Annotated in this window: 27 protein-coding genes; 18 read left to right on the top strand and 9 right to left on the bottom strand. The window is 72.4% G+C overall.

The window, feature by feature from the left end; genetic code table 11:
- Window positions 1-26 precede the first annotated feature (26 nt).
- Entirely contained in the window at window positions 27-590 is a 564-nt protein-coding gene (locus AB0M30_RS28270; RefSeq protein WP_364589439.1) for a helix-turn-helix domain-containing protein, read from the bottom strand.
- A gap of 70 nt (window positions 591-660) precedes the next feature.
- Here AB0M30_RS28270 and AB0M30_RS28265 point away from each other — a divergent pair, with 70 nt between their 5' ends.
- The 13 genes from AB0M30_RS28265 (at window position 661) to AB0M30_RS28205 (ending at window position 9,246) form a co-directional block, all read left to right on the top strand.
- Window positions 661-1,572 (top strand): NADP-dependent oxidoreductase, encoded by a 912-nt coding sequence (locus AB0M30_RS28265; protein WP_364589437.1) that lies wholly within the window; start codon window positions 661-663, stop codon window positions 1,570-1,572.
- Window positions 1,573-1,628: 56 nt separating this feature from the next.
- Window positions 1,629-2,858, top strand: a complete 1,230-nt coding sequence (locus AB0M30_RS28260; RefSeq protein WP_364589435.1) for a MurT ligase domain-containing protein — start codon at window positions 1,629-1,631, stop codon at window positions 2,856-2,858.
- Complete coding sequence (locus AB0M30_RS28255; RefSeq protein WP_364589432.1) at window positions 2,851-3,567, top strand: glutamine amidotransferase; 717 nt, start codon at window positions 2,851-2,853, stop codon at window positions 3,565-3,567. The genes AB0M30_RS28260 and AB0M30_RS28255 overlap by 8 nt, the downstream gene beginning before the upstream one ends.
- Before the next feature lie 70 nt (window positions 3,568-3,637).
- Window positions 3,638-5,026, top strand: a complete 1,389-nt coding sequence (locus AB0M30_RS28250; RefSeq protein ID WP_364589429.1) for an ATP-binding protein — start codon at window positions 3,638-3,640, stop codon at window positions 5,024-5,026.
- Window positions 5,026-5,706 carry a response regulator transcription factor gene (locus AB0M30_RS28245; protein ID WP_176174452.1) on the top strand — a complete coding sequence of 227 codons (681 nt, stop codon included), beginning with the start codon at window positions 5,026-5,028 and terminating at the stop codon, window positions 5,704-5,706. Before AB0M30_RS28250 ends, AB0M30_RS28245 begins: the two co-directional genes overlap by 1 nt.
- A gap of 185 nt (window positions 5,707-5,891) precedes the next feature.
- Window positions 5,892-6,230 (top strand): gas vesicle protein, encoded by a 339-nt coding sequence (locus AB0M30_RS28240; RefSeq protein WP_364589426.1) that lies wholly within the window; start codon window positions 5,892-5,894, stop codon window positions 6,228-6,230.
- A 17-nt stretch (window positions 6,231-6,247) separates the two neighbouring features.
- Window positions 6,248-6,547 carry a gas vesicle protein gene (locus tag AB0M30_RS28235; protein ID WP_364589423.1) on the top strand — a complete coding sequence of 100 codons (300 nt, stop codon included), beginning with the start codon at window positions 6,248-6,250 and terminating at the stop codon, window positions 6,545-6,547.
- Window positions 6,544-7,278, top strand: a complete 735-nt coding sequence (locus tag AB0M30_RS28230; protein ID WP_364589419.1) for a GvpL/GvpF family gas vesicle protein — start codon at window positions 6,544-6,546, stop codon at window positions 7,276-7,278. Before AB0M30_RS28235 ends, AB0M30_RS28230 begins: the two co-directional genes overlap by 4 nt.
- Window positions 7,271-7,543, top strand: a complete 273-nt coding sequence (gvpJ, locus tag AB0M30_RS28225; protein WP_364589416.1) for a gas vesicle protein GvpJ — start codon at window positions 7,271-7,273, stop codon at window positions 7,541-7,543. Before AB0M30_RS28230 ends, gvpJ (AB0M30_RS28225) begins: the two co-directional genes overlap by 8 nt.
- Window positions 7,540-7,773, top strand: coding sequence for a gas vesicle protein K (locus AB0M30_RS28220; RefSeq protein WP_364589413.1), 234 nt, complete (start codon window positions 7,540-7,542; stop codon window positions 7,771-7,773). The genes gvpJ (AB0M30_RS28225) and AB0M30_RS28220 overlap by 4 nt, the downstream gene beginning before the upstream one ends.
- The gene (gene gvpJ / locus AB0M30_RS28215; protein ID WP_364589410.1) at window positions 7,770-8,087 is read left to right on the top strand and encodes a gas vesicle protein GvpJ; all 318 of its coding nucleotides are present in this window, start codon (window positions 7,770-7,772) and stop codon (window positions 8,085-8,087) included. Before AB0M30_RS28220 ends, gvpJ (AB0M30_RS28215) begins: the two co-directional genes overlap by 4 nt.
- Window positions 8,084-8,644 carry a GvpL/GvpF family gas vesicle protein gene (locus AB0M30_RS28210; protein ID WP_364589407.1) on the top strand — a complete coding sequence of 187 codons (561 nt, stop codon included), beginning with the start codon at window positions 8,084-8,086 and terminating at the stop codon, window positions 8,642-8,644. The genes gvpJ (AB0M30_RS28215) and AB0M30_RS28210 overlap by 4 nt, the downstream gene beginning before the upstream one ends.
- 74 nt (window positions 8,645-8,718) lie before the next feature.
- On the top strand, window positions 8,719-9,246 hold the full coding sequence (locus AB0M30_RS28205; RefSeq protein ID WP_364589404.1) for an NHL repeat-containing protein: 528 nt from the start codon (window positions 8,719-8,721) through the stop codon (window positions 9,244-9,246).
- On the opposite strand, the gene AB0M30_RS28200 is transcribed toward AB0M30_RS28205, so the two are convergent.
- From AB0M30_RS28200 to AB0M30_RS28190, 3 genes are read right to left on the bottom strand one after another with little or no spacing between them, the layout of a single operon-like run.
- On the bottom strand, window positions 9,243-9,644 hold the full coding sequence (locus AB0M30_RS28200) for a CoA-binding protein (protein WP_103335661.1): 402 nt from the start codon (window positions 9,642-9,644) through the stop codon (window positions 9,243-9,245). The genes AB0M30_RS28205 and AB0M30_RS28200 overlap by 4 nt on opposite strands.
- Before the next feature lie 23 nt (window positions 9,645-9,667).
- Window positions 9,668-10,240, bottom strand: a complete 573-nt coding sequence (locus AB0M30_RS28195; protein ID WP_364589401.1) for a hypothetical protein — start codon at window positions 10,238-10,240, stop codon at window positions 9,668-9,670.
- A gap of 56 nt (window positions 10,241-10,296) precedes the next feature.
- Window positions 10,297-10,800: a VOC family protein gene (locus AB0M30_RS28190; RefSeq protein ID WP_364589398.1), complete on the bottom strand. Its 504-nt coding sequence runs from the start codon at window positions 10,798-10,800 to the stop codon at window positions 10,297-10,299.
- Between the two features lie 138 nt (window positions 10,801-10,938).
- Between AB0M30_RS28190 and AB0M30_RS28185 the strand changes: the two genes are divergently transcribed.
- Together AB0M30_RS28185 and AB0M30_RS28180 are read left to right on the top strand one after the other, a co-directional pair.
- Entirely contained in the window at window positions 10,939-11,751 is an 813-nt protein-coding gene (locus tag AB0M30_RS28185; protein WP_364589395.1) for a 2-keto-4-pentenoate hydratase, read from the top strand.
- Entirely contained in the window at window positions 11,748-12,509 is a 762-nt protein-coding gene (locus AB0M30_RS28180; protein WP_364589392.1) for a fumarylacetoacetate hydrolase family protein, read from the top strand. The genes AB0M30_RS28185 and AB0M30_RS28180 overlap by 4 nt, the downstream gene beginning before the upstream one ends.
- A 484-nt stretch (window positions 12,510-12,993) precedes the next feature.
- On the opposite strand, the gene AB0M30_RS28175 is transcribed toward AB0M30_RS28180, so the two are convergent.
- Genes AB0M30_RS28175 through AB0M30_RS28165 form a run of 3 tightly spaced genes read right to left on the bottom strand, consistent with a single transcriptional unit; the run spans window position 12,994 to window position 15,423 of the window.
- Window positions 12,994-14,070: an ABC transporter ATP-binding protein gene (locus AB0M30_RS28175; RefSeq protein ID WP_364589389.1), complete on the bottom strand. Its 1,077-nt coding sequence runs from the start codon at window positions 14,068-14,070 to the stop codon at window positions 12,994-12,996.
- Between the two features lie 4 nt (window positions 14,071-14,074).
- Window positions 14,075-14,914, bottom strand: coding sequence for a hypothetical protein (locus tag AB0M30_RS28170; RefSeq protein ID WP_364589386.1), 840 nt, complete (start codon window positions 14,912-14,914; stop codon window positions 14,075-14,077).
- 41 nt (window positions 14,915-14,955) lie between these two features.
- A complete protein-coding gene (locus tag AB0M30_RS28165) occupies window positions 14,956-15,423 on the bottom strand; it encodes a DUF1579 family protein (protein WP_364589383.1) in 468 nt (155 codons plus the stop codon).
- A gap of 49 nt (window positions 15,424-15,472) precedes the next feature.
- On the opposite strand from AB0M30_RS28165, the gene AB0M30_RS28160 reads away from it, so the two are divergent.
- On the top strand, window positions 15,473-15,919 hold the full coding sequence (locus AB0M30_RS28160) for a MarR family winged helix-turn-helix transcriptional regulator (protein WP_364589380.1): 447 nt from the start codon (window positions 15,473-15,475) through the stop codon (window positions 15,917-15,919).
- A gap of 149 nt (window positions 15,920-16,068) precedes the next feature.
- Here AB0M30_RS28160 and AB0M30_RS28155 read toward each other — a convergent pair whose 3' ends face one another.
- A complete protein-coding gene (locus tag AB0M30_RS28155; RefSeq protein ID WP_364589377.1) occupies window positions 16,069-16,524 on the bottom strand; it encodes a helix-turn-helix domain-containing protein in 456 nt (151 codons plus the stop codon).
- Window positions 16,525-16,614: 90 nt separating this feature from the next.
- Between AB0M30_RS28155 and AB0M30_RS28150 the strand changes: the two genes are divergently transcribed.
- Window positions 16,615-17,202 carry a dihydrofolate reductase family protein gene (locus tag AB0M30_RS28150; RefSeq protein ID WP_364589374.1) on the top strand — a complete coding sequence of 196 codons (588 nt, stop codon included), beginning with the start codon at window positions 16,615-16,617 and terminating at the stop codon, window positions 17,200-17,202.
- A gap of 41 nt (window positions 17,203-17,243) precedes the next feature.
- Window positions 17,244-17,627: a PPOX class F420-dependent oxidoreductase gene (locus AB0M30_RS28145; RefSeq protein ID WP_103335676.1), complete on the top strand. Its 384-nt coding sequence runs from the start codon at window positions 17,244-17,246 to the stop codon at window positions 17,625-17,627.
- A 3-nt stretch (window positions 17,628-17,630) separates the two neighbouring features.
- Here AB0M30_RS28145 and AB0M30_RS28140 read toward each other — a convergent pair whose 3' ends face one another.
- Window positions 17,631-18,212, bottom strand: a complete 582-nt coding sequence (locus tag AB0M30_RS28140) for a TetR/AcrR family transcriptional regulator (RefSeq protein ID WP_364589370.1) — start codon at window positions 18,210-18,212, stop codon at window positions 17,631-17,633.
- Window positions 18,213-18,307: the final 95 nt, after the last annotated feature.

Genomic DNA, 18,307 nt, shown 5'->3' with positions numbered 1-18,307 from the left:
TGCGCCTTCGGTCGAAGCGCCGCCGCTCAGGCGGTGACCGCCGCTCGCACCTCATCAAGAGCCCGCCGCGCGGCCTCTCCGAAGTCCCCGGCGTCGGCGCAGCTCCACCGCTCGTAAGCGATCTTCATCGCCAGCGCCCCCAGCTCCGCCGCGACCCGCGCCCCCAGCTCCGCCACCCCGCGCTGCCGCAGTGCGTCAGTCATCGCCGCCGTCAGCGCCAGCCCCTTCAGTGCCTCCCGCTCCCGCAACTCCGGATGCGCCGAGATCACTGCCCGCCGCAGGGCGCTGAACTCCCGGCGCTCCGCCGTGAACACCTTCCCGTCGAGCGCGTCCATCGCACACGCCACCGCCTCGAGCGGTGCAGAAGTCTCAGGCGCGCCGGCCACCGCCTCGGCGAGCAGGCCCGCCACCGTGCTCCCCCCGAACAGCACCTCGCGCTTGTCCTGGAAGTGCCGGAAGAACGTGCTCTTCGTCAGCCCCGCCCGCGCCGCGATGTCGATCACCGTCGTGTTCTCGTACCCGCGCTCCGCGAACAGCTCGAGGGCGGCCTTGCTCAGCCTCTCCGGCGCGTTCGGTTCCCAGCGGGCCATGACGACACGGTACTTGGTCCCGTCGGAATGTGTACAGTGACGGGACCAAGTCCCATAACAGGAGGTCCTCATGAGCCGAGCCGTCGTCTACGAGAAGTTCGGTGGCCCCGAGGTGCTCGAACTGCGGGAAGTCCCGGAACCGCACGCCGGCCCGGGTGAGGTGCGCGTGCGCGTCACGGCCGCCGGGCTGAACCCGATGGACTGGGGCCTCGCCGCCCGGCCCGAAGCCGCCGCGCGGTTCGGGATCAGCCTGCCGTCCGGCTTCGGGTACGACTTCGCCGGCGTCGTCGACGAAGTGGGGGCCGGGGTCGAAAACACCGCCGTCGGCGACCGCGTGCACGGCGGCGCGCTCGGCCGGGCCGTCGCCGACTTCGTGGTCGTCAACGCGTCCGACGCGCTCTTCCCCACCCCGGACGGCCTCAGCGACGAGGTGGCGAGCACGCTGCCGGTGGCCGGTTCGTCCGCGGCCGCCGCATTGGCCGCCGTCGGCCTGCGGGACGGGGACACCCTCCTGGTCGGCGGGGCCGCCGGCGGGGTCGGCATCTTCGCCGTCCAGCTCGCGAAGCTCGCCGGCGCCACCGTGATCGGCACCGCCGCCGAAGGCACCTTCCCCTTCCTGCGCAAACTCGGCGCCGAGCCCGTCACCTACGGACCCGGCCTGGCCGGCCGGGTCCGCGAACTGGGCGGCATCACCGCGGCGGTGGACCTCTTCGGCACCGAAACCTCCGAGGCCGCGCTGGAACTCGGCGTCCCGCCCGAGCGGATCGCCACGATCGCCGCCGGCCCCAACCCACCGGGCGGCGTGCGCGCCACCGGGGGCGCCGACGCCGGCCCGGGCGCGCTGAAGCAGATCGCCGGCGCCATCGTCGCCGGCCGGCTCACCGTGCCCGTCGCCGCGGTCTTCCCGGTCGAGCGGATCCGGGACGCCGTCGCGTTGCAGGCCGCGCGGCACGTCCACGGCAAGGTCGTCGTCACGCTCTAGAGACCGGCGCCACTGACTCAGGAAAATCACAGCGCCCGGCGGGCACCATCCAGCCGATGTCCGTCCGAAGTCCTCTCCGCACCCGCGCTTCCGTGGCCGCCGGGCGGCTGACCGCCTGGCTCTCGCGCAGCTCGGGGCTCGGCCGCGGCGGCATGATCGGCGGCCGCGTCACGCTGGCGCTCGATCCGGCCGCCCTGCGCCGCCTCGGCCGCGAACGCACCGTCGTGCTCGTCACCGGCACCAACGGCAAGACCACGACGTCGCTGATGCTCACTCGCGCGCTGGAAACGCTGGCCGAGGTCGCCGCGAACAGCGACGGCTCGAACATGCCCGACGGCGTCCTCGCCGCGCTGACCGCCCGCCCCGACGCGCCCTACGCGGTCCTCGAGGTCGACGAGACCTACGTGCCGTGGGTGGCCGACCAGGTCCGGCCCGCCGTCCTGGTGCTGCTCAACCTGAGCCGCGACCAGCTGGACCGGGTCGGCGAGGTCCGCGCCACCGAACGCGACCTGCGGGCCGCCATCGCCGGGCTGCCCGGCACGGTGGTCGTCGCGAACTGCGACGACGTGCTGGTGACGTCCGCGGCGAGCGTGGCCGCGAAGCTCGTGTGGGTGAGCACGGGCCGCCGCTGGACCGGCGATTCGACGGCGTGCCCGCGCTGCGAAGGCCGCGTCGAGACCCACGAGCGGCACTGGAGCTGCGAGTGCGGGCTCGCCCGGCCGGAACCCGCCTGGACGCTCGACGGCGAGCTCGTCCTCACCCCGGGCGGCCGCCAGGTCGACCTCGACCTGCGGCTGCCCGGCGAGGCCAACCGCGCGAACGCCGCGCTCGCGCTCGCCGCGGCACACCGGCTCGGCGTGCCGCCGCACACCGCCGCGGCGCGGCTGCGGACCATCACCGACATCGGCGGCCGCTACCGGACGATCCGGCGGTCGCGGCACTCCGTGCGGGTAATGCTGGCGAAGAACCCGGCCGGCTGGGTGGAAACGCTGCGGGTGCTGGACGAGGACACCCCGGTCGTCGTCGCGGTCAACGCCCAGGAGGCCGACGGCCGGGACCTGTCCTGGCTGTGGGACGTCCACTTCGAACGGCTGCGCGGGCGCCAGGTGGTCGTCACCGGCGAGCGCGGCGCCGACCTCTCGGTCCGGCTCTGCTACGCCGAAGTCGCGCACTGGGCCGAGCCGGACCCGGTCGCCGCGATCGACGCGCTGCCGCCCGGTGCCGTCGAACTGGTCGCCAACTACACCGCGTTCCGCGACCTGGTGGGCAGGCTGCCCGGTGGCTGATTCGGTCGTCCACATCGGACTTCTGCTGCCGGAGGTGCTCGGCACCTACGGCGACACCGGCAACGCCCAGGTGCTCGGCAAGCGGTTGCAGTGGCGCGGGCTCGACGCCGAGGTGGTGCCCGTCGGTCTCGGCGAACCGGTACCGTCCACTTTGGATCTGTATCTGCTCGGCGGCGGCGAGGACGGCGCGCAGGTGCTCGCGGCCGCGCACCTGCGCAAGTACCCGGGCCTGCGGCGGGCGGTCGCGGCCGGCGCCGTCGTGTTCGGCGTGTGCGCCGGACTGCAGGTGCTCGGCACCCGCTTCCGCGGCTTGGACGGCGTCGACCACGACGGGCTCGGCCTGCTCGACGTCACCACCGAACCGGGCCCGCAGCGCGCGGTCGCCGAACTGGTCGCGACGCCGTCCCGCCTCCTGGACGGGGCCGCCCTGACCGGGTTCGAAAACCACCTGGGCGTCAGCAAGCTCGGCGCCGGCAGCGAGCCGCTCGGGCGGGTCGTGCGGGGCACCGGCAACGGCGACGGCACCGAAGGCGCGGTGACCGACCGGGTCGTCGGCACCTACCTGCACGGCCCGGCGCTCGCCCGCAACCCCGCGCTGGCCGACCTGCTGCTGGCCTGGACGATCGGGCACCCGCTCGGCCCGCTGAGCCTGGCCGAGGTCGAGCGCCTGCGCGAGGAGCGGCTCGCCGTCCCGCGCCGGCGCCGGTGAGCGGGTGGTCCCGCCGGCCGCCGCTGCCGACCACCGGCCGGCGATCTACGGCGGTCGTTACGCTGCGTTGGTGAGACTGGGCATGGTGATCGCCGCGACGGGCGTCCGGATGCGCGCCACCGCGGTGGCGGTGTTCGCGCTCGCGCTGGCCATTGCCGTCGGCGGGGTGGCCGTGGTGCTGCTGCTGGAGGAGTCGCTCGACCGCAGCGTCACCGAGAGTGCCCGCAGCACCGGGCGGCAGGTCGCCATCCAGCTCGTCCGCGAGGGTGCGCGCGACCTGAGCGCGAGCGACGTCGCCAGCACCGGCGACACCGAGGCCGTCACGCAGGTGCTGGACGCGCGGCGGACGCCGATCGCGAGCGACCCGGCGATCGTCGGGCACCCGCCGCTGACCGCGGCCCGCCCGGTCGCCGGGCACGAAATCGTCGAAACGCTGCCGCTCGGGCTGAACGGCGACAACGACGACTACCGCGTCGTGTCGCAGGAGGTGATCGGGCCGGGCGGCCCGTACACCGTGATTTCCGCGCGCTCGCTGGAACCGGTCACGGAGGCGTCGACGCGGCTGACGCTGCTGCTCGGCCTGATCGCCGTGCCGCTGCTGGCGATCGCCGGGCTCGCGGTGTACCGCGCGGTCGGCTCGGCGCTGCGGCCGGTCGAGCGGATGCGCCGGACCGTCGCGGAGATCTCGACGCGCGACCTCGCCGCGCGCGTGCCGCTGCCGCCGGGCGGCGACGAGGTGCACCGCCTGGCCGTGACGCTCAACGAAATGCTGGCCCGGCTCGCGTCGGCCCAGGCCGCGCAACGCCGGTTCGTCGCCGACGCCAGCCACGAACTGCGCTCGCCGCTGTCGACGATCAGCACCGCGCTCGACGTCTCCGGGCGGCACCCGGAGAGCACGGGGGACCTGGTGCCGGTGATCGGCCGGGAAACCGCGCGGCTGCGCGAACTCGTCGACGACCTGCTCATGCTGGCCCGCACCGACGACGCGACCGACCGGCCGCAGCGCACCGAAGTCGACCTCGACGACATCGTCCGCGCGGAGGCCGAGCGCGTCCGCGGCGAAAGCACGGTGGACGTCGAGGTCCGCGCCGGGCCGGCGAAGGTGTACGGCAGCGAGGCGCAGCTGCGGCGGGCGGTGCGCAACCTGGTCGACAACGCGCGCGGGCACGCGCGCTCGCGCATCCGCGTCAGCAGCGCGGTGTGGGGCGACTTCGCTGTCATCGAGGTGAGCGACGACGGCCCCGGTGTCGGGCCGGCCGACCGGGAGCGGATCTTCGAGCGGTTCGTCCGGCTCGACGCGTCGCGGCAGCGCGGGCACGGCGGCACCGGGCTGGGCCTGCCGATCGTGGCCGGCATCGCGGCGCGCCACGGCGGCCGGGCGCGGTACGCCGAACCGGACGGACCGGGCGCGCGGTTCGTGATCGAACTGCCGGTGATCGAACTGCCCAAGGAGGAGTAGTGCGCCTGCTGATCGTGGAGGACGAGCGCGAGTTCGCGGAGACGCTGCGGCGCGGGCTGGTCGCCGAGGGCTTCACCGCCGATGTCGCGCACACCGGCCGGGAGGGCCTCTGGCGGGCGACCGAGCACGCGTACGACGTCGTGGTGCTCGACATCATGCTGCCCGAGCTGTCCGGTTACGAGGTGCTCAAACGCCTGCGGGCGGCCGAGAACTGGACGCCGGTGCTGATGCTGACGGCCAAGGACGGTGAGTACGACGAAGCCGACGCGTTCGACCTCGGCGCCGACGACTACCTGTCCAAGCCGTTCTCCTTCGTCGTGCTCATCGCCCGGCTGCGCGCGTTGCTGCGGCGCGGTGCCCCGGCCCGTCCGGCCGTGCTGGAGGCGGGCGACCTGCGGCTCGACCCCTCCGCCCGAACCGTCCACAGGGGACAAAAACGGATCGAGCTCACCGCGCGGGAGTTCGGGTTGCTGGAGTTCCTGCTGCGGCGGGCCGGCGCGGCGCTGTCGAAGAACGAGATCCTCAGCCACGTCTGGGACGCGCACTACGACGGCGACGAGAACGTCGTCGAGGTCTACATCGGCTACCTGCGGCGCAAGATCGACGCGCCGTTCGGCACCCACACCATCGAAACGGTCCGGGGCGTGGGCTACCGCCTCGTGGACGTTACTCGATCGTAACCAACCGGGCGTTTCCGGGAAATTGGTGCCGCTGGGCGTCCGCACGCTGCGCCGTTTGTCTCCGCCGGTTGCCGCGAATCGCCCAATTGTTCCCGCGAACCGGTGAAAAATACCGTCCCGCGACGGCACTGCGCGCGATCCCGCGTGTTGCTACGGTAGGCCACCCACCCCTGACTAGGAAAGCGATGACGGAATCGCCGCTGCCGTTGCCTGCCCAAAACAGCTCTGCTCAAAATTTCCCCGAAGCCGCCGGGAAATCCGTTTCCCGGCTGCGTGCCGCCGACGCCATTCGGACTGCCAAGGATCAGTTCGCCATGGTGACGGGGCTCACTCCGCATGCCGTGACCGGGATCCGCAGCCGGGGTGACGGGGGCTGGTCCGTGCTCGTCGACGTCGTCGAGCTGGCCCGGATCCCGGACTCCACCAGCGTGATGGCCACCTACCGGGTCGACGTCGACGCCGACGGCGAGCTCGCCGCCTGTGAGCGGCTGCGCCGGTTCACCCGAGGTGCCACCGATTCCTGAAAGGAAGGTCGACACGATTGGCCGCTTCGTCCGATTCGTTGGCGGACATTCTGGAACGCGTGCTCGACAAGGGCGTCGTCATCGCCGGTGACATCGGCGTCAGTGTGGTCGACGTCGAATTGCTGACCCTGCGGATCCGGCTGTTCATCGCGTCCGCGCAGACCGCTCGGGAAATGGGCATGGACTGGTGGACGAACGATCCGTTCTTTGCTCCGAATGCCGCACGCGCGGAACTGGGGACGACCGATCTGGCGGCGCGCGTCGCCGAACTGGAGGCCCGGCTGCCCGCGCCGGGCGGAAAGGAAGAACCCCGGTGAGCACCGGAAACTGGCTGTGCGCGTACGCGATCACCCGCAACCGCCCGTCCACCTTGGACATCGGCCCGGTGCCGCGGCTGATCGGCTACCGCGACCTCGGCGTGGTCGTGTCCGAAGTGGCGCCGGCGCGGTTCGACCGCATCGACACGCTCGACCCGGTCGACGGCACCCTCGCCGAGCTGGCCCGCGAGCACGACGCCGTGGTGCGCGCGGTGTTCCGCAGCGAGCCGGTGCTGCCGCTGAGGTTCGGCACGGTCCTCGACGGCGAGGACGCCGCCCGCCGGCTCCTGGAAGCGGGCTACGACCAGGCGCGTGACTGCCTCGAAGAGGTGGCCGGCCACCGCGAGTGGGGGGTGCGGATCCGCCACACCGAGCCGGCGGCGACCACCCGGCCCGACGCGACGGGCCTGACCGGAACGCAGTACCTCGTGCGCCGGCGTGAACGGCTGAAGGCGATCCAGCGGGCTCGCGAGGACGTGGCCGGCGCGGCACGCCGGCTCGATGAAGGGTTGCGCCGCCACGCGGCCGACAGTCTGGACCGGGCCCGGTCGCACGGAGTGCTGGCGAACACGGCGTACCTCGTGGAGACCGGCCGGGAGGCGGCGTTCCACGCGGAGGTCGAGTGGTTCGCCCGCGAGCTGAGCGCGGCGGGGGCGACGGTGGAGACCTCGGGGCCGTGGCCGCCGTACTCGTTCACCGACGTCGAGCTCGGAGCGACGGCGCATGGCTGACGCGGTTCCCCTGCCCGCGAGGCCCACGACGGCGATCGGCGACCTGCTCACCGGGGCCGGCGCACCGAGCCGTGGCGACCTGCTCGCCGAGGTCTTCACCCCCACCGGCACCAACACCGCCGAAGCCATCGTCGATCTGCTGGACCGGGTCGTGCACCGCGGGGCCGTCGTCACCGGGGACGTCATCATCTCCCTCGCCGGCATCGATCTCGTGCGGCTCGATCTGCGGTTGCTGCTGCTCGGGATCGACGGGACACCCGGATGACGCGGCGGATCGCCGCCGATGCCGGGCGCGGGCTCGGCCACCTCGTCGTCACCGTGCTCGACATCCTCAAGGAAGTGCTGGAGCGGCAGGCACTCCGGCGGCTCGACGCCGGCACCCTCACCGCGGACCAGGTCGAAGCGCTCGGCCAGGCCCTCATCGCGCTGGAACTCCGGTTCGCGGAGATCCGCGCCGCCCTCGACGACATCCCCACCACCGAAGGAGTGCAGTGACCAGACCGGGACAGGCCGGCGGCGGCCTTGCCGATACGCTCGACATCCTGCTCGACAAGGGACTCGTGATCGACGCCTCGGTGCGGGTGTCGGTGATCGGGATCGAGCTGCTGGCGATCGAAGCGCGGATCGTCATCGCCAGCGTCGACACCTACATCCGGTACCTCGAAGCGATGCAGCGGCTGCAGAACGCCACCGCGCCCGGGCAGATCTCGCAGGGCCTCGGCCAGACGACGGGGCTCATCCCGCCCCCGCCGCCGACACCGGCCGTCGCGGTGCCGATGGAACCGGTCATCCCCGTCGAACAGCCGTGACGCTGCAGCTGTTCGGCGTCGTGCGGGCTGGGCACCCGCGGGCGTCGCGCACGGTCGGCTGGGAGGACCTCGCCATGGTCGTCGGCGACCCCGAGCCCGACCCGGCGGCGCACCTGGCGGTGGTGTCCGCGCTCGTCGAGGGCGGCCCGGTGCTGCCGGTCCGGTTCGGCACCGTGGCCGAGGACGAGGACGCCGTCCGGACCGAGGTGCTCGCCCCGTCCGCGGACACCTACCGCGCCGACCTCGACCGGCTCGACGGCCTGGCCGAGGTGCACGTCTGCCTGCGGTTCACCGAACCCGGGTCGGCGTGGCGGGCGGCCCGCTCGGACGTCCTGCTTTCCCGGGTCGCCGAACGGGCCCGCGATTCCGTGGCGCTGCCGGCGGGCGAGAGCGCCGACGAGCGGTGGGCGTTCCTGGTCGGGCTGGGCGACCTGCTCGTCGTCCGGGACACCGTCGCCGGGCTCGCGCGCGGCGACGGCGTCCAGGCCGACTGGCTCGGGCCGCTGCCCGCGTACAGCTTCCTCGACCGGCGGACGTGCTCCCGCTGGAGCTGGTGAGCGGGGGCGGAACAGTCGCTGAACACTCGTCCCGGCGCTGGCCGCCATGGCTCGCGGCCGGTGATCCTGGTGCGGTGACCAGCAGTGAAGCCGCCGCGCTGCCGCGCGCGTTCGGCGGGCCCGGCGCCGGGCCGGGGCAGTTCCGCGCGCCGTCCGGGCTCGCCGTCGACGCTCGCGGCCGGGTGTGGGTGGCCGACACCGGCAACGACCGGGTCCAGGCGTTCACCCGCGACGGCGCGCTCGTGCGCGTCCTGGCCGGGCGGCTCAAGGTGCCGGAAGGGGTGGCGGTCGACGCGGCCGGCAACGTCTACGTCGCCGACACCGGCAACCGCCGCGTGGTGCAGTTTTCGTGGCAGGGCGGGTTCGTGCGCGAGTTCGCCGGCCTGACCCGGCCCCGCGGAGTCGCGCTCGATCACGAGGGGCGGCTGCTGGTCGACGACACCGGGCGCGTGGCCCGGTTCGACACCCGCACCGGCGTCGCGCTGCCCGGCACGGCCGAGCCGATCAGCTCACCGAGGGACGTCGCCGACGACGGCACCGGCGGTGTCTGGGTCGCCGAGCCGGGCAACCACCGGATCGTCCACTTCGGAGCGTCCGGCTAGCTCTTCGAGATCGAGGCGGTCGCGCGGACGACGGCGGTGCAGCGGTTCTCGACGTAGGCGAGCCCGCCCTCTTCGGCGATGCGGCGTGCTTCCGCGGAGACGATGCCCTGCTGCAGCCACAGCGCCTTGGCGCCGATCTCGACGGCGTCGCGGGCGATGCCCGGCGCTTCGGGGGACGGCCGGAAGACGTCGACGAGGTCCACCGGCTCCGGGATGTCCTGCAGCGACCGGTACACCTTTTCGCCGAGCAGCTCGGTCGCGGTCGGGTGCACCGGGATGATCCGGAAGCCGTGGGCCTGCAGGACGGCCGGGACGCCGTGCGCGGCCTTCGCCGGGTCGCGGCTCAGGCCGACGACGGCGATCGTGCTCGCGCCGGCGAGGATCTCCTCTGGGGTCATACCGGTGGAACGCGCGGTGGGCGTCAAAGCTTCCAGAGCCGCAGGCCGCGCACGCGGTAGACCGGCCACACGACGTGCCACGGCTTCCGGCGGGCGAAGGTGGCGGCGCAGATCAGGATGTTGCGGGCGGACGTCGTCGCGACTTCGTGGCGATCGGCCCAGGTCGCGCCCTTGGCGCCGACGGCGATCCGGAACACGGTCAGCAGGCCGCGGCCCTGCAGGTCGTACTTCGCGCCGGTGTCCCCGGAGCCGGGGGCCAGTTCGGCGATCTCGGCGCCGAACGCGCGAGCCGCCTGCGGCGCCACTTCGGCGGGGACCACGCCGACACTGCGGGTGATCGCCTTGCCGTGCATCCGCCGCGCGTAGCGGAACAGCAGCGCGCGTTCCCACCACGGCAGCAGCCGGTGGTGCTTCAGGAGGGCGGCGCACTCGCCGTGCCCGATCGCGAAGATGCTCGTGAGCTCGTCGTAGGCGCCGTTCGTCGCGGGCTCGTTGAGGTGCAGGCGCACCTCGAACCGGGTGCGCGCGGTCAGTTCGTCGAGCCGCTCGCGGTGATCGAGCCGCGCCTTCGCGCGGGAGAGGGACCAGTCGGACATCGGACCTCCAGGCGTCGCGCACAGGCTAGTTGGCGCGCGACGCCCGGACCACGCTTTCAGCCGATCTTCTCGCCGTACATCTCGCCGAGCGGGTCGGAGATCAGCTCGACGCGGGCACCGTCCGGGTCGGACAGGTAGATGGACGTCTTGCTCTCCAGCAGGTACTGGACGCCGGCCTCGTCGAGCTTGTCCTTGATGGCGGCCCACCGCCCGGGCTCGACGGACAGTGCCAGGTGGTGCAGTCCACCGAGGACTTCCGCGTACGGGCCGAGGTCCAGGCCGGGCAGGTCGAAGAACGCGACCGCGTTGCCGTTGCCGACGTCGAAGAAGAAGTGGCTGGAGCCGGGGTAGTCGCGGTTCTCGATCAGCTCGGTGAGCGGGAAGCCCAGGATGTCCTGGTAGAACTCGATCGTCCGCTCGACGTCGCTGGAGATCAACGCGGTGTGGTGGATGCCGCGGCCGTTCGTCGCCGGGCGTTCGGCGGCCGGGCGCAGGTGGCGCTCGCGCAGTTCGTCGCGGACCTCGGCGAGCTTGGTGACCTCGGCCTGGGTCGGTGCCATGTCCCTCACGTCCCTTCCTGGTGTGTCGCTCACGCTACGCTCGATTTATCTCGCGCGCAAGAGATTGCTTGGTGAGAGTTCCGCTGGACGGAACGTCGTCGCTTGTGTGCGCGGGGCGCGCACGGCAGAGTTCCGGGGGTGGACGTCAGTAAGGTGCAGGAGGCCGCCGCCGCGCTGGCGGGGGCCTATGCCTCGCGCGAGCCGATCGAGCCGCTGATCAAGACGTATCCGGACGCGGGCGTCGAGGACGCGTACCGGATCCAGCAGGAGCAGGTGCGGCAGTGGGTCGAGCGCGGCGACGCCGTCCGCGGCCACAAGGTCGGCCTCGCGTCGGCGGCGATGCAGCGGCAGATGGGCGTCGACCAGCCCGACTACGGGCACCTCACCGGCAGCATGTTCCACCTGGAGCACCAGCCGATCCCGACGTCGGCGTTCCTGCAGCCGCGGATCGAGCCGGAGATCGCGTTCGTGCTCGGCTCGGCCCTGCGCGGCCCGGGGGTGACGGTCGCCGACGCGGTGCGAGCGGTCGAGTTCGTGCTGCCGTCGCTGGAGATCGTCGATTCCCGCATCCAGGACTGGAAGATCTCCCTGTTCGACACGATCGCGGACAACGCGTCTTCCGGTGGCGTGGTGCTGGGCAGCAGCCCGACTGCCCTGGGGTCGGTGGACCTGCGGCTGGCCGGCTGCATTCTCTACCAGAACGGTTCGGTGGCGGCGACGGGCGCGGGCGGCGCGGTGCTCGGGTCGCCGTTGAATTCGCTGGTGTGGCTGGCGAACACGGTGGGGCCGCTGGGCGTCACCCTGGAACCCGGCCACGTCGTGCTGCCGGGGTCGATGACCCGGGCGATCCCGGTGTCGCCGGGCGACACGATCGTCACCACGATCGCCGGGATCGGCAGTGTCACGGCGGTCTTCGCTCCTGCTGCATCTGCTTCGTCGGAGGACGCATGAACGTGCGAGAAGCGGCTGCTTCTTTGCTGGGGACGGTCTCGGAGCGCGCGCCGCTCTCGGCCGGCTGGCCGGAACTGGACGTCGACACGGCGTACGCGATCCAGGACGAGGCCCTGCGGCAGCGCCGGGCCCGCGGCGAGACGCTGATCGGGGTGAAGCTGGGCCTGACGTCCCGGGCCAAGCAGCAGCGGATGGGCATCGACGCGCCGTTGCTGGCCTGGCTGACCGACGCGATGGTGCTGCCGATCGGCGCACCGGTGCCCCACGGCGAGCTGATCCACCCGCGCGCGGAGCCGGAACTGGTCTTCGTGCTGGGCCGCCGGCTGGCGGGCCCGGGCGTCACGGCGGCGACGGCGCTGGCGGCGGTCGACCGCGTGTACGGCGGCATCGAGGTGATCGACAGCCGCTACGCGGACTACCGGTTCACGCTCCCGGACGCCGTCGCGGACAACGGCTCGTCGGCGTACTTCAGCCTGGGCCCGGTGGGTGTCGCGCCGGCTTCGCTGGATCTGTCGTTGGAGGCGGCCCTCCTGGAGGTCGACGGCCAGATCGTCGACACGGCAACGGGCGCGGCGGTCCAGGGCCACCCGGCGGAAGCCCTCGCCCTGGCGGCGAACACCCTGGCGGCGCGCGGCCTGGCCTTGGAGCCGGGCTGGCTGGTCCTGACCGGCGGAATGACGGACGCGGTCCCGCTCCGCCCCGGCTCCCGCCTCGCCGCCCACTTCTCCCACCTCGGCTCCCTAACCCTCGCCACCTAACCCACTCACCCGAGTCGTCCCTCCAATCACGCGAGTTGGCTGCCCAATCACGCGAGTTGGCTGCCCAATCACGCGAGTTGACCGCCCAATCACGCGAGTTGGCTGCTCAATCACGGGAGATGCCCGCCCAATCACGCGAGTGGCGCGTACCGGACCGGCGAACTCGCGTACCCGGAGGGTCGGCTCGCGTGTTTGAAGGGTCAACTCGCGTGTCTGGAGGGTCGGCTCCTGTGTCTGGAGGGTCAACTCGCGTGTTTGGAGGGTCGGCTCGCGTGTCTGGACGGTCGGACGGCGAGTCGGCCGCCGGATACGCGGGCTGATCGGCTGGGTGCGCGGCCGACTGTCTGGGTACGCGGGCCGACCACCCAGGTACGCGAGCCGACCACCCAGGTACGTGGGCCGACTGTCTGGGTACGTGGGCCGACCGGCTGGGTACGTGGGCCGACTGGGCGGGGCGGGGTGCGGGTGAGTGGGCGGGTGGTGGTTAGGGCTGGCCGTTTCGGTAGGCGCGGGCCTGGATCTCGTACAGCTCGTGGTAGACCCCGCCCGCGCTGATCAGCTCGTCGTGGGTGCCTTCTTCGATCAGTTTTCCCTTCTCCAGCACCAGGATCCGGTCGGCCGAACGGATGTTGGCCAGCCGGTGGGTCACCAGCACCGTCGTGCGGCGGCCGCGGTCCGAGCGGCTCGCGTGCTGGAGGCCGGCGAACACGCGAGCTTCGGCGCGGGCGTCGAGCGCCGCTGTCGGTTCGTCGGCCACCAGGACCGAGGCGTCCCGGTAGATGCCGCGGGCGATGCCCATGCGCTGCCACTGGCCACCGGACAGGTCGTGGCCTTCGTCGAACTTCTTCGACAAGACCGTGTTCTCCCCGGCCGGCAGGGAAGCGATCACCTCGTCCGCGCCCGAGTAGTCGACGGCTTCGCGCCACGCCTGCCTACCCGGGTCCGGCCGGCCGAGGCGGCCGACCGTGATGTTGTTCGCCGCCGTCATCGGCCACTCCGCCGGTTCCTGCGCGATCACCGCGATGTTCGCGTGCACCGATGCCGGGTCCGCCCGGGCGAGGTCGACGTCGTCCCAGCGGACCGTGCCCTCGTCCGGCGGGTAGAGCCCGGTGAGCAGCTTGCCGAGGGTGGTCTTGCCCGAGCCGTTCTCACCGACCAGCGCGACCACCTCGCCGCGCCGGATCGTCAGCGAGACGTCCCGCAGCGCGGGGCTGTCCCGGCCCGGGTAGGTGAACGTGACGCCGTCCAGCCGGATCTCGGCCGGGTCGGCCGGTGCGGTCACCGACGTCGGCGGTGGTTGGCGCTTCCGGGATTCCGCGAGCAGCTGGTTGTAGAACCCGATGTAGAAGGAGTCCTCGTACAGCGAATTGACCGCGCGCATCGTGTTGGACAGCGCCGTGGACGCCGTGCGCATCGCCAGCACCGCCGTGCCGGCCAGCGCCAGCTCCATCGCGCCGGTGTAGAGCAGCCAGCCGAGCACCAGGTACGCGACGGCGGTGCCGAAGCCGGCCGCCGCCCGCCCGCTGGTGCGCACCAGGTTGCTCCGGTGCGCCAGCCGCATCTCCTCACGCGTGAGGAGATGCGGCTGGCGAGATGCGCCGGTACTCGCCGAGCAACGGCTCCTGCAACGTCAGCGCGTGCCGTTCGAGGGCCATCGAGCGCCAGGTGGCGACCTCTTCCACGACCGACTTGCGGATGTTGCGCCCGACGGTGTCCAGGAAGTGCCGGTAGTTCAGCTTCGCGACGCGCGCGGCGGCCCAGCCGTCGGCCGCCGCCGCGAGCAGGAGCACCGGGGCCAGCCACGGGTTGAGCAGCCCGGCCGTGAGCATCGCCGCCGCCAGCGAGATCACCGACGACGTCAGGTCGGCCAGCCGCCGCAGGCTCGTCTCGATGGCCCGCACCCCGAACCGGGCGCCCTGCCGGGCCAGCTCGCGGAAGTCCGCGTCCTCGAACGCGATCAGCCCGACGCGCACGACCGCGGCCGTCACCGCGTCGTCCGCCGCCGCGGTGACCCGGGGCCGGAGCGCGCCTTCGACGGCGGCGACGGCCGCGTCCAGCACCGCGCGCGCCGCGTACGACCCGGTGACGACCGCGATCGCCGGCAACGACTGCAGCACGCGATCCGGCGTCGGGCCCTGTTCGAGCAGCGCGGTGAAGACGTTCGCGGTGGCGAGCAGGCCGAACGCCGTGACGCAGCCGGACACGACGTGCACGACGGCGGCCAGCAGCGTCAGCCGCGGCGAAGTCCGCCACGCCAGCCGCAGCACGACCGAGATCGCGGTGGGCAGTGCGCGCACGGCTTGGCCGAAGCCCGCGGCGGCCACGCGTTCGTCGACGCGGGCCCACTCGGGCATCTTGACGTTCTCGACCCCGATCAGCGGGGGCGGCTCGGCGGTTGTGGACACGCCTTCATCTGTACTCCGGGGGTCCGACAGTTTCGGGTCCGCTACTGGTCCTTCCGGGTGTACCTGGCCCGCAAAAACGGGCTGTACTCCGGGTTTTCACCCATCCGGACGTCGATTTCGTGCGTCAGCGTCCCGCCGCCGGGCGTGAGCCGGTGCCGGGCGACGCCGCGCGCGGTCCGCTTCTCCAGGGTCAGCGTCGCGCCGGTCCAGGTGCCGCGGGCGGGCGATTCGGGTGGGAAGCCGTAGCTGTCGAAGCCGTACCAGAGCGTTTCGCCGGTGGCCGGGTCGGCGGTGAAGACGTTGTGCCCGAGGAACTCGGACCCGTCCTCGCGCCGCTGGCGGTAGTGCTGGATCACGGCGAAACCGTTGAGAGCCAAGCGGTATTCGCAGTCGGCACGCGCGGTCGAGGCCGGTGCCCACGGCGAGGCGGCGAGTTCCTCGGTGCCGGTCCAGTCGCCGACGAACGCCTTCAGCGCGTCGTGCGCGGGGCCGAGGCGGGGCATGTCCATGGTCGTCTCCGTTTCGACAGGTACCTGTCGACGTGCGAGACTAGCACGCATGCGGTCACCTCGAGCCGAGACGTTCACCCGCGTGATCGACGCGGTCTTCGCGTGCAACGGCGGCTTCCTCGCCGCGGGCGACGCGCTGACCGGGCCGGTCGGGCTGACCGCCGCGCAGTGGCAGGTCCTCGGCTTCCTCGAGGACGGCCCGGCGACCGCCGCCGAGGTGGCGCGCCGTCGCGGGCTGCGCCGCCAGAGTGTGCAGGAGACGGTGAACCGCTTGCTGCGCAACGGAATGCTCGATCGCTTGCCGAACCCGGCCGACGCGCGGGCGCCGCTGCTGTCGTTGACGCGGCGGGCTCGCACGGCGATGCGGGCCTTGGGGGAGGCGCAGGTCGCGTGGGCGGAGGAGGTGGCGGCCGAGGTGCCGCTGGAGGATCTCGAGACGACGCTGCGCACGCTGCAGCGATTGCGCGGAGTGGTGGCCCAGCCGCGGCTGCTGTGAGCGGCGCCGCCGATCAGGCGCCGGGGCCGCGCGGGGTGGCGGGGTCGGTGTGGCTGTTCGAGTCGGGCTGGTGTAGCTCAGACGATCGGGCGCCCAGGCAGCGGGAGTGGCGGCGGTTGGTGTAGCTCAGCGGGTTGTGCCGGTGTGGGTCAGCGGGTTGCGCCGGGGCCGGCCAGTACGTCGACGTCTCCCGCGTGCATCGGCTCGCCGCAGTGGGCGCAGCGCAAATCGACCACGCTGATTTCGCCGCACGCGTGGTGGCGGTGGAGTACCGGAGGCCCTGCCTCGCCCGCCAGCCACTTGTCGCCCCAGCGGGTCAGCACCAGCAGCATGTCGACCAGCTCGGTGCCCTTCTCGGTGAGGACGTACTCGTAGCGCGGACGGCGGTCGTACGGGCGGCGATCGAGGATGCCGGAGTCGACCAGGTGGTTCAGCCGCTCGGTGAGGACCTTGCGCGAGATGCCGAGGTCCGCCTGGAGTTGTTCGAACCGGCTGAGGCCGACCCACACGTCCCGCAGGATCAGCGGTGACCACGGTTCGCCGATGACGTCGAGCGTGCGCGCGATCGAGCACGCGGCCAGTTCGCTGAAGTTCGTGCGCTGCATGACCCCAGTTTAGCACTTGGGGTTCCCTTAAGGAACTTCGACTGCTACGGTTCTGGAGTCTCCTGAAGGAACCCAGAAGGGAAAGTCGCGATGAGCAAGGTCTTCAGCGCCCACGCCGTGTCGGTGGACGGCTACATCACCGGCCGCGGCGCCGGCCCGGGTCAGGGACTCGGCGACGGCGGGACGCTCTTCGACTGGTACTCCGACGGGGACACCCGGAGCCGGGTCTTCGACTTCTTCACCCTCAGCGAGCCGAGTGCCCGCGTCTTCGACTCGCTCGCCGGCCGGGTGGGCGCGATCGTGGCGGGCCGCAACACCTATGAAGACTCGGAACACTTCGGTGGTGGCAGCCCGCACCCGGACGCCCCGCTCTTCCTCGTCAGCCACCGGCCCGCGCCGGAACTGACCGAGCGGCAGACCCTCGCCGGCACCGTCGAAGACGCGATCGCGGCGGCCCGCGAGGCGGCCGGCGGCAAGGACGTCGGCCTCATGGGCGGTGGCGTGCTGGCCTCGGCGCTGCAGGCCGGCCTGGTCGACGAAATCGTGCTCCACCAGGTGCCGGTGCTGCTCGGCGGCGGCCGGTCGTTCTTCCAGGAACTACCGTCGCACGTGCGGCTCAGCCTGCTCGAGGCCGTGGCCGCGCCCGGCGTCACCCACCTCCACTACGCCGTCGCCTGAAGCGTCGCCCGAACCCCCTAACCCCAGCAAGGAGCCGACCAATGCTCGACGCCGACGTCCGCCGCATCATCGCCACCACCGCGATCGGTCACCTCGCCACCGTCCTGCCCGACGGCGCGCCCCATTCGGTCCCGGTCTGGGTCGACCCGGAGGGCGATCGCATCGCCATCCTGACCGGCCCGGACTCGCGCAAAGCCCGCAACCTGCGGCGTGACCCGCGCGTCGCGCTTTCGCTGACCCCGCCGGACAACCCGTTCGAACCCGTGATCATCCGCGGCCGGGTGGCCGAGTGGATCGAGGGCGACGCCGCCTGGGAGATCGTCGACCGGATCGCGAACAAGTACATCGGTGCGCCGTACACGCGAGAGCAGCAGCGGGTGGTCGCGCTCATCGAGGTCGAGCGCCAGAGCGTCGGCATGCGCTGATCGTCAGTCCGGCTTCACCCCCAGCAGGGTGAGGAACGTGCGGAACCCGGCGGACATGTCGACCTCCGCCGGGTCGAGGAGCCATTGCAGCTGGAGGCCGTCGAGGATGGCGATGGCCAGCGGGGCCAGCTGTTCCGGGGTGGTGCCCGGCGGCAGTTCGTCGCGGTGGCGCTCGAGCATCTGGGTCATGCCCGCCCGCACCCGCGCGTAGCGGTCCTGGAAGTACTTCCGGGCCGGGTGGTCCTCCGTGACGCTGTCCGCGGAAAGCACCGTGTACGTCTGGACGATGCCCGGGCGGCTCGCGTTGTAGTCCACCAGGTCGGCCAGCTGGTTCACCGTCATCGCCGACGGGTCGCCCTCCGGGCCGTGCCCGAAGTGCAGCAGGTCCCACTCGTCGCGGGTCTCCAGCACCGCCGTCAGCAGGTCTTCCTTGGTGGGGAAGTAGTGCATCAGGCCCTGTTGCGTCAGCCCGACGCGCTCGGCCACGGCGGCCAGTGACGTGCCTCGGTAGCCGCGCTCGGCGATCACCTCGAACGCCGCTCGGACGATGCCGGCTCGGCGGTCGGCGCCCCTGGCCCGGGTCATGATCCCGAGCCTACGGCAGTGAGTGTCACGGAAGCATAACGTTCACTACTCACCGCCAGGTAGGGTGACGGCAGGACCGACCGCGGAGGATGCGC

The organism is Amycolatopsis sp. NPDC051716 (assembly GCF_040681595.1).
In the GTDB taxonomy this organism is placed as follows: Bacteria; Actinomycetota; Actinomycetes; order Mycobacteriales; family Pseudonocardiaceae; genus Amycolatopsis.
Note: the sequence above shows the minus strand (reverse complement) of the source record. Positions and strands in the feature narration are given on the sequence as shown.